This window comes from Longicatena sp. 210702-DFI.1.196 (assembly GCF_020563125.1).
Lineage (GTDB): Bacteria > Bacillota_I > Bacilli_A > Erysipelotrichales > Erysipelotrichaceae > Longicatena > Longicatena caecimuris.
Genome location: NZ_JAJCPX010000011.1, coordinates 45178 through 62438 on the forward strand (window position 1 = coordinate 45178; position 17261 = coordinate 62438).

Annotated in this window: 17 protein-coding genes; 1 reads left to right on the plus strand and 16 read right to left on the minus strand. The window is 41.1% G+C overall.

The window, feature by feature from the left end; translation table 11 throughout:
- Positions 1-28: 28 nt before the first annotated feature.
- The 15 genes from LI241_RS06760 to LI241_RS06830 form a co-directional block, all read right to left on the minus strand.
- Positions 29-2395: a hypothetical protein gene (locus LI241_RS06760; protein WP_008689351.1), complete on the minus strand. Its 2367-nt coding sequence runs from the start codon at positions 2393-2395 to the stop codon at positions 29-31.
- 75 nt (positions 2396-2470) lie between these two features.
- Entirely contained in the window at positions 2471-3568 is a 1098-nt protein-coding gene (locus tag LI241_RS06765; RefSeq protein WP_008689354.1) for a DUF2185 domain-containing protein, read from the minus strand.
- Between the two features lie 114 nt (positions 3569-3682).
- Positions 3683-4444: a YwaF family protein gene (locus LI241_RS06770; protein ID WP_008689355.1), complete on the minus strand. Its 762-nt coding sequence runs from the start codon at positions 4442-4444 to the stop codon at positions 3683-3685.
- Between the two features lie 120 nt (positions 4445-4564).
- The gene (locus LI241_RS06775) at positions 4565-5491 is read right to left on the minus strand and encodes a transketolase family protein (RefSeq protein WP_008689358.1); all 927 of its coding nucleotides are present in this window, start codon (positions 5489-5491) and stop codon (positions 4565-4567) included.
- Complete coding sequence (locus LI241_RS06780; RefSeq protein WP_008689359.1) at positions 5485-6309, minus strand: transketolase; 825 nt, start codon at positions 6307-6309, stop codon at positions 5485-5487. Before LI241_RS06780 ends, LI241_RS06775 begins: the two co-directional genes overlap by 7 nt.
- 71 nt (positions 6310-6380) lie before the next feature.
- Positions 6381-7154: an HAD hydrolase family protein gene (locus LI241_RS06785; RefSeq protein ID WP_008689360.1), complete on the minus strand. Its 774-nt coding sequence runs from the start codon at positions 7152-7154 to the stop codon at positions 6381-6383.
- 87 nt (positions 7155-7241) lie between these two features.
- Positions 7242-7889, minus strand: a complete 648-nt coding sequence (gene dhaL, locus LI241_RS06790) for a dihydroxyacetone kinase subunit DhaL (RefSeq protein ID WP_008689361.1) — start codon at positions 7887-7889, stop codon at positions 7242-7244.
- A 3-nt stretch (positions 7890-7892) separates the two neighbouring features.
- Positions 7893-8903, minus strand: a complete 1011-nt coding sequence (locus LI241_RS06795; RefSeq protein ID WP_008689362.1) for a dihydroxyacetone kinase subunit DhaK — start codon at positions 8901-8903, stop codon at positions 7893-7895.
- 11 nt (positions 8904-8914) lie between these two features.
- Positions 8915-9361, minus strand: a complete 447-nt coding sequence (gene rpiB / locus LI241_RS06800) for a ribose 5-phosphate isomerase B (RefSeq protein ID WP_008689363.1) — start codon at positions 9359-9361, stop codon at positions 8915-8917.
- 137 nt (positions 9362-9498) lie between these two features.
- The gene (locus tag LI241_RS06805) at positions 9499-10413 is read right to left on the minus strand and encodes a cupin domain-containing protein (RefSeq protein WP_227151106.1); all 915 of its coding nucleotides are present in this window, start codon (positions 10411-10413) and stop codon (positions 9499-9501) included.
- A 24-nt stretch (positions 10414-10437) separates the two neighbouring features.
- Positions 10438-11487, minus strand: a complete 1050-nt coding sequence (locus tag LI241_RS06810; RefSeq protein ID WP_008689365.1) for a PTS fructose transporter subunit IIC — start codon at positions 11485-11487, stop codon at positions 10438-10440.
- 25 nt (positions 11488-11512) lie between these two features.
- Entirely contained in the window at positions 11513-11806 is a 294-nt protein-coding gene (locus LI241_RS06815; protein WP_008689367.1) for a PTS fructose transporter subunit IIB, read from the minus strand.
- Between the two features lie 20 nt (positions 11807-11826).
- Positions 11827-12297, minus strand: coding sequence for a PTS sugar transporter subunit IIA (locus LI241_RS06820; RefSeq protein ID WP_008689368.1), 471 nt, complete (start codon positions 12295-12297; stop codon positions 11827-11829).
- Between the two features lie 15 nt (positions 12298-12312).
- On the minus strand, positions 12313-13197 hold the full coding sequence (locus tag LI241_RS06825) for a class II fructose-bisphosphate aldolase (protein ID WP_008689370.1): 885 nt from the start codon (positions 13195-13197) through the stop codon (positions 12313-12315).
- Between the two features lie 12 nt (positions 13198-13209).
- Positions 13210-14073 carry a sugar phosphate isomerase/epimerase gene (locus LI241_RS06830; RefSeq protein WP_008689372.1) on the minus strand — a complete coding sequence of 288 codons (864 nt, stop codon included), beginning with the start codon at positions 14071-14073 and terminating at the stop codon, positions 13210-13212.
- Positions 14074-14379: 306 nt separating this feature from the next.
- On the opposite strand from LI241_RS06830, the gene LI241_RS06835 reads away from it, so the two are divergent.
- Positions 14380-16374 (plus strand): transcription antiterminator, encoded by a 1995-nt coding sequence (locus LI241_RS06835; RefSeq protein WP_008689373.1) that lies wholly within the window; start codon positions 14380-14382, stop codon positions 16372-16374.
- A gap of 265 nt (positions 16375-16639) precedes the next feature.
- Here the strand turns inward: LI241_RS06835 and LI241_RS06840 are convergent, their stop codons facing one another.
- Positions 16640-17188: a DUF1836 domain-containing protein gene (locus tag LI241_RS06840; protein ID WP_008689374.1), complete on the minus strand. Its 549-nt coding sequence runs from the start codon at positions 17186-17188 to the stop codon at positions 16640-16642.
- Positions 17189-17261 lie beyond the last annotated feature (73 nt).

Below are 17261 nucleotides of genomic sequence, written 5' to 3' on the forward strand. Positions count from 1 at the left end.
CACATCCCTCCAATACCTTCGTATTTTATCATACTTCTTCAGCATATGCATCCAGCAGCAGTGAAGAATGTTTCAGATACCATCGTGTTGCCAGCTGCATGCTGAAGTAAAGCAAACCACCCACACAAGCGGGCAATAACAAATACATCAATAGTGAGACATCCGCTGAAAGCTTTAACAAGATCAATATGATATAGCCCCACAATAAGATGGTCGTTATAAAGATAGCTACAAACAAATATTTTCGCCATCTTCTTAAGAAGGTTTTTTCATATAATTTACGCATTGCGTCCTTTCGCTCACCAAAAACATAATACACACTGCAAGCAAGTTGCTGATGCTGAATGGTTTTATGCAACAGCAGAAAATAAAGCAGTACACTGCCTCCTAGAAAGAAGATGCTGGCAATCGCAAAAAAGGTGAACAATTCCTTGAAATCAATGACTAGAACTTGCAGCAGCAAAGAATTTTTTAAGCTTATCTCATATAAATTACTAGTATTCAAATACTGCAATGCCTCTCTTACTTCCTCCACACTGTTTCCTTGATAAGTTACCTGTTTGATTTGGACATTTTTCACCAGGACATCCGCTAAACCGGTTTCATCCATATACACGGTTGCATCCTTTACCTGCTCGTTTCCTTCCATCATATCCATGCTCGGTAATAAGAAACCGGCAATTTTCACATTCTTACGATACAACATACTGTTAATTGGTGTGGCTTCGATTGTATACGCCTGTACCTGTATTTGTTTACCGATCATCTCATCAGCAAAGCGAATATAGGCATACAATTTTTCCTGATAGCTCATTGTCTCATCGTTTGCATAGCGTTCATAAGGGAACCCCATTTCAATAGCGGTGGCTACATCAAGGACAATTTCATCCTGCGCAATTGGGGTGTAATACACAATCTGTTTTCCATTATAAAAACGTGAAAAGACATCAATCGGCTGAATATCTTGAATGTTTACAAAATGATCTTGATATAATAAGCGTTTGTTACTGGAAGGAAAGCTTTTCATCTTCGATAAAGGATGTTGTTTCAGATAACCGCTTTTTACATACAAGGGATAGCCCAGATGCATTCCTAAAACGCCATTTGCAGTCTTATCCCCATCCTCATCCTCAAAAACCCCGGAAATCCGTAAAGGCAGGCCATACCAAGAAATTGTCATATGCAACAGTTTCTCTGCCGGTATCTCTTGATGAAAGAGCTGATGAGCCGTTTGCAACGAAAGACAAACTTCATCAAAGGTTGTAGGATAATGCCCCTGCAATTTTTTGATTCCGGCTTGCTTGGCAGTATTTGCCTCCACCACAGGCAAGTAATTTTCTAAGGGTATGGCTTCTTTATCGTAAATACCTTCCAGATAGGCATTGGCAAAGGTTGCATTGACCGCTACATAACTACATAGCAGATTGCCCTTCATATGCTTCTGTAAGATTGAAACATCCTTTGATGATAGATTCGTTTTTAAAGCGGGATATAATGTCCCATCGTCCCCTTGGGCTATCTTATGGACGACAAATGAATTCGTCTTATCCTTCTGCAGCATGCCTAGCTCAATATTGACAATATCTAAGCTCGTTGTGCTCCATAAGATACAAACAAGGATCAATGACATCAATGTTAAAAATTTTAACGCATGATAAGGCCAGCGATAGCGACGATGTTGCTCCTCAAACATCGCATGCCATCCCTCTTTCTGCATGGTTACACCAGGTTGTTGAATATCCTGTATTTTTACTTCTTCATCTGCTTGATTATCACTGATTAAAATACCTTCACGAAATTCCAAGATGCGTTCACTATAGGCATGACAGGCAGGATCACCGACAACGATGACCAGTATGTGTTCACTATAAATTTTTAACAATTGATAAATACTTTGCAGCTCCTCTTTTGAAAATGGCGTACTATCGGGATAAAAAATGATCGAACGATAGGTACGCAAAGCACTTCGGGCAAGCATCGTTTTCACTTTATCTTGAAAGCTGACTTCTTCAATGCTTTTTTCTGCTATGGAAGATAATTGCCAATCTTGCAGCACCTGTTTCACCTTTGTCTTTTCATATGCATATTGTAAAACAATATTTTCTTTCACACTTGCTGATGGTAGGAAAAGGAAATCGCCAAACCAGCTAGTCACACAGCTAGTGCGATACCGGCTTCTTTCCGTCACAGAGAAATTGGTTACTTTTGTTTCATCACACTGTAAAAATCCGGCATCCGCTTGTTTCATACCGGCCAAAAGATAACTGATGGCCTTTTCGGTTTCTTTTTCCTTAGCCGTAATGGCACAAAACCCATGTGCAGGTAATACAAAAGAGACATCTGTTAACAGATGCCGCTGTTTGTTTGTCATGGTGATATGGGATACTTTCAGCATGTTCAACACCTCTCTTTATAACTAGCATAATTTGCTTTAGAAAGTCAATGCCTGTAAGAGAATCGTAAGAACAAGCTAAGCTTCTTTCGAAGAAATCTTATGTAATAAATCATCTTCCTTGCGCGCATACGCACTGCCCACCTCATCTGTGAGGAAAGGTTGAATTTCCGGATCATAATTACATAGTGTATTTAATTTATAAATGCCGCAATGATAAGGATCATCGAGATATTCCTGCGTTTCATCACCAGCCATAAAACGCCAGCCGCTATCCCATTCCTGCTGTGGTTCTTGTCGATACATATAACCGATTCGACAACCATCTACCAAAATGCGGTCACTGGCAATACAGCCATCTCCACCTTCCCAATCATGGAGCAATTGTAATATTTCTTCCTTAGACTTCACAAATTTTTTGGGCATTGTCTGATACCAGCCATGTACGCCCCAAGCACCGCCTTCACTCAACAGCTGCTGCAACAATCGCATATGCAGCTGGAATAAGCCATCTGCCTCTTCATCCGTGCCACCATTACGCAAATTAAAATATAAGGCGCCACATAAAGAGCTTAAGGCAAATTCTTGCCAGTTCGCATACCAGGAAGACACCCTGCGGGCAATTGGCAAACAACGTTTCCAAAAGGCTTCTTCATCAATCAAATGACAGGCATACGCTCTGCGATATAGACCAATGATCTCATTGGCATCCCAAGCATAAAAGCCTTTGTCTTGTGTGAATGGATAAAAAAGCTGCGCATAACTTTGAAAATGCTCAAACATGGTTTTTGCTTCCGGCTGCAGATCTTGAAGATCAAACATCGGCTGTTCTTTCCAAAAAGATAAAAATTGAACATATTCACGGTGTGTTGTAAACAGATGTTCACAGCAGGCCTCCAAGCTTGTCACATCCTTTATGCCATAAAGCTTTTCCAGATGGTTTCGCACTTCTTGCGCCTGTTCATCATCACACACATACATCTGTTCATAGCCCATATGCTCTGGGATGCCTGGTGTCTTACGGCAGGCTGAAATACCGCTGAGCAGTAATGTAAATTTTTTTAAAGATATTTCCCCGCCTGAAAGAGCATTGCGACACATCGCAGTGTATGCCTCTTGTATCTGCGGCAATAATGCCTTTGTGTGGCTCCATGTTGTTTCCTTTTGTTTTGTCATATATAATCTCCTGTTTCTTTCTTCTTATTTTACTATAAGAATTGCTTTGTGCATAGTCAATACGGATGACTTTTCCTTAAACATGATAAAGATAAAGAAAACAGCATACTTCCTCTACGATGCTGCTTCTTCTTTGCTTGGATAGCCATATACTTTACGTAATAAATAGACAACAATACATTGAATGACAAACAAAGCGGCTAAGACCGCCGGCATAAATAAGAAAATACCGGTCAGCTGATATAAGCTAGCTACCAAAGCGATTTTCGGTGGAACACCGACAAACATATATTGGGTATCCAGCATCAGATTGACAATAAAGGCGATGGAAAACATACAGCAAATAATCAAATAGTTTTTCTTCATATAGCGATATTGTAAAAGCGTAGTATCACTTAATTGAATGAGCGAAAATAAGAGAAAGGCGCCATGTAAGATATAGAAATTGATTGTGCGATAAGATACGATTGGATATAAGCCGGCAATATTCGCAGGATAAATCATGGCTACCCCTCCAGCAACTAAGCCAACTACCCCACTAAAGAAACGCAAGCTATTTTTTTGTGTAAAGACACAGGCAGCATTCATATAAACACAGCAGCTGCAAAGTTCTAAAGGCAAGATCTGAATCCATACCTGTTCATGACAGTTAAGTAAGAGCCATAGCGTATATATGACCTCTTCGATTAGAAAATATAAAGCCATATAGATCTGAAACTTTCGTTTGTTAGATGTGTTAAGCGTGGTGTAACGATGATACAGCGCATAAATGATGATGCCCATGAGGCATAAAAAACACAAGTGCGCAATAGAAAAAGTCTGAAATGGTGCAGCCATTGACTTGATTTCGGTATAATATGTAAAAAAATCCTTCATGTAAATCACCCTGTTTTATTTTAGCATAATTTCTACTGAAAGTTCTTAGGATATCTTAATTAAAAAGAAAACATGTTCCTCGCTCATCATTCACAGAACATGTTTATGCAATTATCTTTGTTATTGAAAGGGTTGTGTTAAAATCGTGTTTACAATAGTTTTTGCATCAATGCCATATTTATGCAAGACATCTTGAGGGGTGCCACTTTCTCCATACACATCGAAAACACCTACCATGCGCAACGCACAGGCATGTGGCTGCTGCGCAAGAACTTCGGCAACGGCACTGCCTAAACCACCGATTATGGAATGCTCTTCTGCCGTTACGATCAGCTGATGATCCTTCGCCAGCGAACATAACAATGCTTTATCAATTGGTTTTATGGTATGCATATCGACAATCGTCGGCACAAATGGTAATTGTTTTGCTGCCTGTAAAGCTTCTTGAACCATGATTCCACTGGCAACGATGGCTACTTTTTCCCCTTTCTGTAGGACATTCCCTTTTCCTATCGTAAACGGCATATTTTCATCATAAACCGCATCAACAGCCATTCGACTTAAGCGAACATAACAAGGACCATCCATCCTCGCTATGGACTTGATCATCTGGGTGGTCTGCTGCGCATCACAAGGCTGTAAGACACACATACCGGGAATCGTGCGCATCAATGCCAGATCTTCATTACATTGATGAGTAGCACCATCTTCTCCAACGCTTAATCCGGCATGAGTTGCACATATCTTTACATTCAGATGTGGATACCCGATTGCATTGCGAATCTGTTCATAGGCTCTTCCTGCCGCAAACATCGCAAAGCTGCTGGCAAATGGGATCTTGCCACTGGCTGCCAAGCCGGCTGCCACACCCATCATGTTACTTTCCGCGATGCCCATATCAAAATGACGCTGTGGACATACTTTTTTCGCTTCGCTTGTTTTCGTGCTTCCTGCTAAATCAGCATCTAAAACAACAATGTCAGGATTTTGTTTTACGAGTTGCGCTAACGCTTCACCATACGCCTCACGCGTTGCCTTTTTTACCATTGTGCATCACCTCCTAAGTCCTTGATAGCTTGTTCAAATTGCGTTGCATTTGGTGCTTTGCCATGCCATCCTGCTTCATTTTCCATAAAGGATACCCCTTTCCCTTTAATTGTATCGGCAATGATCACCGTCGGTTTTCCTTGTATCTGACGAGCCTGTGCAAAGGCCGTTTTGATAGCATCCATATCATGCCCATTGATCTGCAGGGCATGACAGCCAAAGGCAATCGCTTTGTCATACAGCGAATCTACCTTCATGACATCATCCACCTTGCCATCAATTTGTAAACCATTGTGATCGATGATGACACATAAATTATCGAATTGATAATGGGCAGCACTCATCAATGCCTCCCATACTTCCCCTTCCTGACATTCCCCATCACCTAACAATGCATATATGCGATGGGTATTGCCATCTAAGCGATTTGCTAGTGCCATCCCTACTGCGGCGGAAATCCCTTGTCCTAAAGATCCCGTAGACATATCTACCCCATCAATATAATTCATATTCGGATGTCCTTGTAAGCGGGTATTGATGCGGCGAAAAGTTGTTAAATCATCCTTTTCCAATAGTCCTTTCTCACACAATAACGCATAAAGCAGTGGTGCCGCATGACCCTTGCTAAAAACCAAACGATCACGTTTTTGACCTTGGGCATTTTCCTTTGTTATATCCATCTCATCAAAAAATAAGACTGTACCAAGATCGGCAGCACTTAAAGAACCGCCGGGATGACCGCTTTGTGCGCTAAAGATCTCCCACAGCACATCCTTACGCACTTGTCGTGCTATCTGCTGTAATTCTTCTTTTTTCATATCCCTTTATCCTAATCAGTAATCGTACAACATCCTGTAGCTCTTACCAATGATCCTTTCTTTCTATTTTGTTAAATCCAGTGAAAATGCTGACATGCCTTTTGAATACCATCCCTTACATTCGTATCCGTTACATAATCTGCTTTTTGTTTGATATCTTCACTGCCATTGCCCATCGCAATGCTACACCATCGTTTGTCAAACATGACAAGATCGTTGGTATCATCGCCAAAGACCACGACATCCTCGATACGACCATGGATACGTTCGATCATATGTTCAATGCCTTTATCCTTTTCATCGTATTGAAACATTAAATAATTGCCCGCAAAGCGCAGATGTCCTAAAGTATTGCACAGTGTTAAACGCTCTTCCTCTTCCTTTGGAATGGAAATATAAATCTTATAAATGGCACTCAGTGCATCATAATCTAACGTTTCATCAATGATGTATTCCGTTGGTTCTAAGCGTTCCCCCATTTGTTCACGAAAACGATTATCTTTGCTGTAGCAACGCAAGGAATCATCTAGCATTAAAAGAAGGCCATAACCTAACGCATCTGCCTGTTTACAAATCGCTTTTGCTTTCGCCAGATCCAAAGGGCGATTTTCCACCAGTTCATGATCAATGACTAGGCCAACACCGCCATTACACACCATATTCGACAAGCCAATCTTTTCCATGAAGCCTCTTGCTTTATAATGAGCACGACCAGTAGCGATGCTGACAAAATGGCCTGCTGCTTCCAGCTTTTTCAACGTTGCTAACGCACTGGGAACAATTTCACCAGTTGCACGGTTCGTTAAGGTTCCATCTATATCAAAGAAAAAATATTTCTTGTGCATCTTTTTTCCTGGTAGTCATGTACATATCAAACATTTCTACCTTTTCCTTTCTAGAGAAAAGATGATTCTCAAAAGAAAATCATCTGTCTACTCTTGTGACTGCAGCTGCGCTAACATCGCATTTGCCATCGTTGTTAAAATGATCCAACAGGAGGTAGCTCCTGCATCCAGATGACCGCGGCTGCGTTCGCCTAAACGAGCAGCTCTGCCGATTTTCGCTACTAAATCCTTTGTGCTTTCTTTACCGGCTTCTGCCCCTTTCGCCATTTCTCTTAAGCACTGTGAAAACTCTGCATCTTGTTTGATAGCTGCTTGATAGGCCTGACAAGCCGGATAAATCGTATCCACTAATGTCTTATCGCCAACCTTAGCTCCAGCCAGATCCATCAAACCCTGTACCGCATTTTCCAATGCTTCTAAAAAAGCTTCTTTCGTGATAGGCTCTGCCTTTTTTAAAACCCGGCTCAGCTTAGAAAACATGGTGCCGTAAATAGGTCCCATACTGCCGCCAATGTCCATGACTAAGGTACGTCCTAAGATTTTTAAAGCTTCCGCAAAAGAATCGCTTGGCTCAATGCGCTCCTTTGCCATCATAAAGCCTTTATTCATATTAATGCCGTGATCTCCATCTCCGGTTGCACCATCAATCTCACTCAAGTAAGATGCTTGTTCATGAATGGCATCGATGACTTGCAAAACGATACCGGCATTTCCTTGATTACGTAAGGTTTCCATAAGTTATCTCCTTGCCAACTGGGTCATACCCATGGTTTCTACTTCCATATCGACACATTCCTTTAATTCCTCATCCAATTCCATGATCGTTAAGGTTACACCATTCATTTCCAAGGACGTAAAGTAATTGCCGACATAAGATTTATAAATACGAATATCCTGTTCCTCTAAGAGCTTGGCGACTTCTTCAAAGAAGATATATTGTTCCATGACCGGCGTTGCCCCTAAACCAGATACCAACACAGCAACTTCACAGCCTGCTTTAAATGGTTTATCTTCAATGACCAAACGGGTCATTTCTTTCGCCATTTCTTTTGCCGTACCAAGTTTTTCAACTTTAATTCCCGGTTCCCCATGATGACCGATACCAAATTCCATCGTTCCTTCTTCAATGGTGAAATTCGGTTTTCCATTCGCCGGTATCGTACATGGACTTAATCCAACACCGACACTACGTGTATGATCAATGGCCTTTTGGGCAGCAGCAATCACTTCATCCAAGCTAGCTCCCATCGCTGCCTTAGCACCGCCAACCTTCCACATGAAGATTTCTCCGGCAACACCGCGACGTTTCGTACGATCTGCTTTATCAGCACTGGCCACATCATCATTGGCAACGACTGTTTTTACGACGATATCATCATCTTCCGCTAATTCCATCGCCATCTTTACATTCATGTTATCACCGGCGTAATTGCCATACAAGCAGGCAACGCCCATGCCTTGATCAACCGCACAGAAAGCATCGTAAAATGATTTTGCCGTAGGAGAAGAGAAAATTTCACCAACGGCCACGGCATCGACCATATTCTTTCCGCAATAGCCGATAAACGCTGGTTTATGCCCACTGCCGCCTCCAGTAACGATACCAACCTTTCGCTTCTTAGTAGCTTCTTTTGAAATGACAACACGAGGATTATTTTCATCAACGCGTATCAGATCATGATGACAGCGCTCAAAACCTTTCAGCATATCTTCAACGACTTCATCACAATTGTTAATGATTCTTTGCATGTTGTTTCCTCCTATCTGTATTGACACTCGATTTCCCTGATCCTATCTACCTTTGCCTTACTTGCCCCACCGGCAAATTCACACTGCAGCCAGCGTTCCATCAACATCAATGCAGATTGGATGGCAATTACTCTGGCTCCCATGCAGAGAACTTGACAGTCATTGCTTTTACGACTGCGTTCTACGGAAAAGACATCATGCCCTACGGCTGCGCGAATGCCTGGTATTTTATTGGCTGTGATCGCCATTCCGATACCGGTTCCACACATCAATATCCCTTTTTCGGCACGCCCTTCGACGATTTCTTTGCACAGCTTTTCTGCCGTGTCCGGGTACAAGGATGGGTTTTTATCATAGACTCCCACATCAATGACATCATACTGTAGTTCTTTTAATCGCTGATGAACTGCCTCTTTCATATCAAAAGCAGCTTCATCACATCCAATCACAATTTTCATTTTCTTCACCTTTTATATCATAATGATCAGATGAGTGGAGCAATTCCACTCATCTCATCGACGAATTCCTTTCGCAAGTCTGTAATACGAAGAACACGTTTTCCCTTTCTTGTTTTCTTCTCAGACAGTAGTTATTATTACAGCTCGGTAATCGCAAAGACTACTTTCACCGGTTTTGCTTCAAAGTTTACCAACTGATAGCTAACACCAGCTGGAATAAAGAAAGTATCTTCCGGTTCCATGACGAAGCTTTCTTCCAGCTCTACCAAATTTACCGTTACCGGTCCATCCACACAATACAAGGCGGCATCTCCTTTATGTGTATCAGGATCAGAGCAGCGAGGCCCATAACCACCGGCCGGCAAGATAAATTCACCAAAATGTCCATAGTCATTGCTGGTGATGAAACGCATTAGCATTGGATGACTGGTTCCATGCACATTGTTTAATTTTTCAAAGTCACGAACGGCATAAACGGCACCGGTTTCTCTAGCTTCTTTTGCATCCACTGGCCAATGTCCGATATCATCGGTACAGCCCTGACGGGAAATATCATGAATCTTATCGCGCATATTTGGTAATGCATCGTTGTTCGGTCCTTTGTAGAACTTTGTTTCTTCATCGGTTGGAATAACTGCCGGTGGAATCTGTTCGCTCCATGCCTTTGGTGTGATGAAGTACAGAATACGCGCTTTGCGGTCTGAGAAATTATGACAGCAATGCCATGCGCCTTCCGGCATGAACAGACCTTCTCCGGTTTCTAAGTAAGCAAACTGGCCATTGCCGCTGCGCTGTACGACCGGTCCATCCAGGATGTAGTAAGATTCATCACCAGGATGGATATCCAATGGTGCAAATATACCACCAGGTCCTAATTCATAGATACCTAGCATGAAGGTATCGGTTGTAATCATCGTGAACGTATTATCACTGGTAAATGCGTTGTTTGGTGGATACAATGCTGTAGAATAATCCTGTTTACGAATCAGCATTGGTTTTTTATCCTCAGGTTTGAATGGGAAATTTCCCATGATATCAAATAATTTTGCCATAAACTTGTCTTTTCTCCTCTTTTCTTATTCAGCTTCAACTTCTTCGGCAGGAACATCCTTTTTTAATACGACTAATAAAGCAGCCGTAACAATTGCCCCAACTACCGCAGCAATGATGAAGTAGATTGGATTATTCATTGCAAAGGCTACAAACAAACCACCATGTGGAGCCTGAATGGTTAAGCCTAGCATATAAGATACGGTACAACCAACAGCAGAACCAGCCATCAAAGATGGAATTACTTTTACTGGATCACTGGCAGCAAATGGAATTGCAAATTCTGTAATCATACCAGCAGCACCTGCAAGTAAACCAGCTAAAGAGTTTCTTTCAGAGCTTGTAAATTTGCTTTTCTTAACAAGGATAGCAATTGCAATACCTAATGGAGGTGTGATGGAACCAACGAAGTTTGCACCCATGACCATATAGTTTCCAGTATCCATAGCAGCCAAAGCGAATGCATAAGCAACTTTATTACAAGGACCGCCCATATCAAATGCCAACATGCATCCTTGAATGATACCTAACAGCAGTAAGTTTCCGGTTCCCAGAGAATTCAGCATATCAGTTAATGCATTGGTAACCGCAGCGATAGGACCACCGATGATGTATACCATAATTAGACCCATAGCTGTAACGCCTAATAATGGAATGATCAATGTAGGCAGCAAGCTGCGCAGCGTCATTGGCATAGGGATCTTCTTTAATAATAAGACTAAGTAACCAGCGATGATACCACCGATCAAACCGCCAAGGAAACCAGAAGCCTGATTTAAGCCCCAAGGATCGGTAGCCATCCAACCAGCGATCATACCTGGCGCAATACCTGGCTTATCGGCAATACTATAAGCCGTATAAGCACCCAGGATAGGTACCATCAAGCCAAAGGCTGCTTTTCCTAACCAGAACATTGTAGAAGCGAAGTTGCCCCCTTGCGCAACATCATTTGGAATATTATAGCCCCCCAACAGGAAACCGATGGCAATTAACAAACCGCCGGAAATAACGAATGGAAGCATGTAGGAAACGCCGGTAAGTAGGGCCTCCTGTATCTCTTTTAATTTATCTTTCATGTTTTCTATCTCCTTTTCATTAAGATTATTTCAAAATAATGCTTGGATCTTTGATGACATCATGGGGTGAGAACTTTTTGATCTTATCTTTATATTTATCAAAGCGTTCTGCCTTACTGATGCCGACATCGTTAGCGAATACGATCAAATCAGCAGCTTCAATTTCGTAAGGTTTCAGCTGATTTTCAATGCCCAATGCCCCTTGTGTTTCCACCTTACATTCATGATGGTTTTTCTTGCAGAATTTTTTTAATGCTTCAGCAGCCATATAAGTATGCGCAATCCCCGTTGCACATGATGTGATAGCTACGATCTTCATCACAAACCCTCCTTTCTTTTTTATGAACAAGCCTTCATCAGTGCCAACATTTCATCATAGCTGTGCACCGAATCCAACTGATCGACAAATTCTTCTTTTGCCAGCAAGCCGGCTAAAGTTGCCAATACGCGCATGTATTGATCTGCACTTTGATTCCCTGGAATCGCAAGCATAAAGACATATTTTACATCGCCCTCTTCTCCACAGCTCTGATATAGGAAGGGAGAGGAACAGCGACAAAACGCAATTCCGGATTTTACCACTTCATCACAGCGACCATGAGGAAGACCGATGAGATTTCCCATATACGTAGGTCCCATAGCTTCGCGCTCACGAAGTGCAGTAAGATACGCTTGCTGATTGGTTATAACACCGGCTTCGAAAAACTTTTCACTCAATAGCTGAAACATTTCTTCCTTACTGTTAAAGGGCGTATGATCTAAGATCATCGCTTCCTTTGTCAGCACATTTCCTAACTGAATATCCGCCATATGCGCTTACCCTTCCTATAACGTACAGGTTTTGCCGTTTTTAAATACAGCCAGCACTTCTTTTGCGTATTCCTTCATGAAACGATAAGCTTCTTCATCGGCTTCATGCCAGTATGCATTGCCATCTCTATCTTTCAGATATTCATACATGTGCTTGCTGCAAGCTTTTGCCATATAAGAGTAATAATTTACTTTGGATACCCCTTCATTGATAGCTGCACGTACCTGATCAGCATCAACTCCACTGCCACCATGCATGACCACACGACAATCTTTTGGCATAGCTTCCCGAATGGCTTTTACACGTTCGATATCCAATACTGGTGGTTCGGCATAAATACCATGTGCCGTACCAAAGCATACAGCTAATGCATCAACCCCGGTACGCTGTGCAAATTCAGCAGCCTGTGCAGGATCGGTAAAGGTTTTCTTGATAGTTTCATGTGTCCATCCTCCACCATCACCATGCGTATCATCTTCTGTGGAAGTCATTACTCCTAATTCTGCTTCCACGGTAACACCTAACTTGTGTGCCATTTCCGTAAATACTTTTAAGTTTTCCACGTTCTCTTCAAATGGCTTTGCACTCAAATCATACATGATTGAGCTGAATCCACAGCGCAATGCACGCATAACGAAATTATAATCACTGCCATGATCCAAATGTACACATACCGGAACACTTGCCTGTTTTGCATATTCCACCATTTTAGGTCCGATCAATTCAATAGGAATCAATGGATCATGCACCTGTGCATGGTCAATGATGATTGGTGTCTGCATTTCTTCAGCAGCATCGACAACTGCACGCAATGTTGTCATGTTTGGTGTGTTGATACATCCGATGGCATATCCTCCCGCTTCTGCATCCTTTAAAATTTTCTCTAAATTTACTAACATTTTCTTATCCTCCTAGTTAATTTCATCCGCAATCTTTTGCAGATTTGCCAGTCCCTTCACTGCCAGCTCTTCGCCGGTTTTCGCAAAGCTGCGCCAAATTGCACAATTCTTATTCAATTCTTCAAAGCTTGGATCAAAGCTTTCGATCGTGCATGGTTCACTGTAACCGATCTTTTTTAAGGCGGTAAAAAATTCCTTGAATGGTACCATGCCGGTTCCCGGAATCCCACGATCATTTTCATTTACATGGACATATCCCAGATATTCCTTGCCGCATGTTTCTACCGCTTTGGTAAAGCTTTTCTCCTCACGAATCATATGGAAACAATCCAAATGCACCTTGATGTTTCCGGTGCCAACATCTTTGCAATAGCGAACGCCATCTTCTGCGATGTTAATAAAATGGGTTTCAAAGCGATTCACCGCTTCGACACAAATATTAAGTTGTGGATGTACCTTTAACGCATATTCACCAACTTCTCGCATCGCTTCCACAGAATGCTTCCATTCTTCTTCGGTTCGCGGTTTTCCGCTTAAGCATCCCCAGCCGGCATAATTGACACCGCCAAGAATCGTGCTGCTTAATTCTTTATTGATATCAACCAATTGTTTCATCGCTTCAATACCGCATCTTCTGACTTTTTCATCTTCACTGATCAAGTTGGTAGAAGCATCCAAGGTCGTCGTTGTCACGGCTCTTAAGTGAGTTTTCGCAAGCTCTTCTTTGACCCGTTCCGTGGGGAAGGTTTCAGGATGGGCAATCGCAAAATCAATTACCTCAAATCCCAATTCTTCCGCTTTCTTGATGATCCAAAGATCTTTTTCAGAGAAGTTTTCTGTCCAGATGAAACTATCCACGCCAAATGTGATCTTCATGTTTCATCCTCCTTTCCTGTTTCCTTTGCTGCCTTCATGATACCGTATGGCAAGTACAGAAAGCAAATATCATAAAGCTTCCTTTTGCACGAATGTATGTGCAAAAAGATGCCCTTCTTTTCGCACCGATAAAGCTCCATCCGTGCAATGACTTTTATCCGAATTGCACCGCTTTCCGTGCAAAAAAAGTAAAAAAGAAACTTGCTTTCTTGAGCCATTTCCACTTACTGTGAATTTGTTTCTTTTTCTTTGAAAATGCTTTCTTTTACTCATAAAATTGCTATAATATGTACTGAGGTGATGTGAATGCTAGATATAACAACGGAGAAAATTATCCATATTCTTCTGGAAAAGGACGAACCGATAACATCAAAACAGATCGCCAAAGAGATCAATATGTCCTTAAGCACCGTGAAACACAATATGCGTTATGTCCGTGAATATATCGAATCCTGTGGTGCCGAATTACAGCTACTGCCGCGGAAAGGATTTTTGCTACAGGGGGAAGAAAAGCGTTTGCAGGAATTGGCCAATACAAGTAATGATCCTCGAAACAAAGCCTACTCCTTTGATTTTCGTAAACATTATATTTTAGATATTTTATTTCAGCGAAATTCAAATTATACCGTACAGATTTTTGCAGATGATTTAGCCGTAGGCCGAACGATCATCACAAAAGATCTGGAATTAATAAAAAACTGGTTATCGTATTTTGATTTAAAACTATCGATCATTAAGAATCGCGGGGTCTGTCTGCAGGGGAACGAATTTAATAAACGACAGGCCATTATTTTTGAAAATAATTCCTATTTCAATGAAGAAGAAACACAAACGCCGATGATGGACGGCATCGATTATCGCATTGATGCCCATTTTTATCATTACTTTCTGCACTGCTATCCCAACCAGGATCTAATGATGTTGCAGAAACTATTATTGGATGCTGAAACGACGCTGAAATTTACTTATGATGAAATTTCTTTCACACAACTCTGTGAATATATCGCGCTTAGTCTGATTCGCATCTCGACCGGTAATATCATCGAAGAGGCAAATATCTTAAACCGTGCTAAGATCAGCGATCTGCAATACGAAGCCTCACGCACGCTTATTAATACAGCATTGCCTTTTTACAATAAAGAAAACCTTACAATGGAATATCATTGTTTGGCGGCACAATTCGCTTTGAACGGCGCTTATGACAGGGCCTCCAGCACCATCAAAATGGATTATTATGAAGCCATTGCCGAGCAATTTATCCAAAAGCTGAAATCGATCATCGTCAATAAAAAAATCATCACCAACGATGGTCTGATCAGTGATTTGGGCATGCTGTTTCAAAAGAAGAAACTACAAAAAAGCTATCAGATGATGAATGGCACTTCCTTTATCCGCGATATCAAAAAAGATTTACCTTCCTTGTATGGAATTGTCTTAACAAACATTCAACCAATTGAACAAAAGTTACACATTAAATTCAGTGAAAATGATATTGCCTACATTACGATGCTGTTAAGCAATGCCTTAAAAGATGATTTATTTACCCTGCGTATCATCTTAGTGACGACAAAGGATGAAAACACCTCCCGTTATATCCGTCAAAAAGTATCAAAGAGTCTGTCCTTTCTTAACAAAATCTCCACTTTGCATTATGAACAAATCAATCAGATTGATCAGGAATACGACCTCTTAGTCAGTCCTTTGCCGCTTACAGATAAAAGCGAAGAAGAGTATTTATTGATTAGTCCACGCTTCGATAATCAAGATATCTTATTGATTGATGAGCGTTTGAAACAGATCCAAAAGGAAAAACAATCCATTTTAGTATCAAATAATCTGTTCCATGAAAATCTAATTGCTTTACATTATCATGCGAAAACAAAAGATGAAGCCTTAGCATATGGTTCTTCCCTTTTGGAACAGCATCACTATGTAACACCGGAATTCATTACAAACATCAAGGTAAGAGAATCCATCTTACCTACCTCAATCGGGAATGGAGTCAGTATTCCTCATGAATATAAAAAACATGTCAATCAAGGTGCTATCTCTGTCTTAATCTTAGATCATCCAATTATCTGGGCAAAAGATGAAAAGGTTGATTTAGTCTTTACGATGGCTTTAGATTTTACAAAAAACAGTGAGATTGGATCCTTCTTCGCCCATTTTTATGAGTTGATTGAAAACGAAAGTCTGTTAGATCGCATCCGTCAATCCCAAGATGCTAGTGAGGTCATGGAAGTATTAAATGAGATAGGATTAACGGCAGGCCCACCGACTTTACCACAGGAAGAGAACTGAATTTATATCAAAGTTTTACAAACATCAAGCAAAAAAAGGAAGTCTAAACTCTGCCACACACAGAGGATGACTTCCTTTTTTTCTGACTTTCCTTTCACGTATCCATTTTTCTTCTTATGATGCTTCTTTCCTTCTTTGGGCAACTCATTTAGACTAAGAATAAAGAACTTCTGATTCAATGATGCTTTTTCCTAAGTCACTTATGCCCTGCAAGTGTTACATACACGTTATCTATACCCAACAGCGTACCTTAGGCTTTCCCTTTTTAAAGTGTATTTTGATAATCATCTTGCAACAATAAAATCTTACGTGCGACTAATTTACCTGCTAACGACATTGCGGCCATCTTCATCGCCGTATTTTGTAAGGTGATACCTTCTAAACGCAGGCTTCCTTTTCCCTCTTGAATATGTTTAGCTACCGCCATCAATGCGAGTTCCAATTCTTCACAAAATAAATTATACGCTTCTTTTAAACCGGATAAATTTGCCTGATACTCAATCCCCCGCTTTACCTCACTGATGGTTAATACTTGCTTTAACACCGTAATTGCGATGAGATATGCAAGATGCATGCGACTATAACGTTTCTTTTCTGCTTTTGGTATTAATTTCAACTTCACATAATTATTGATCATGGCACTGGTTAAAATCGTTTCCTCTCGTACATCCCCTAACAAAGGGCGTAAATAGGTTTCCAATAAGGTAATCACCTGATCCATATATAAATCAAAGGCCGGTAACTCTTCCCAACGGGGAAGATGAAAGGTAAACAATGTCTCACTCCAGGCCATCAATTCTTTCCGTGTATCCATGTGGCATCACTTCTTTCTTATTTTAGTATACTGGTTTCTTTTCGACCGTCAATGTTTTTTCATAAAAATTCCC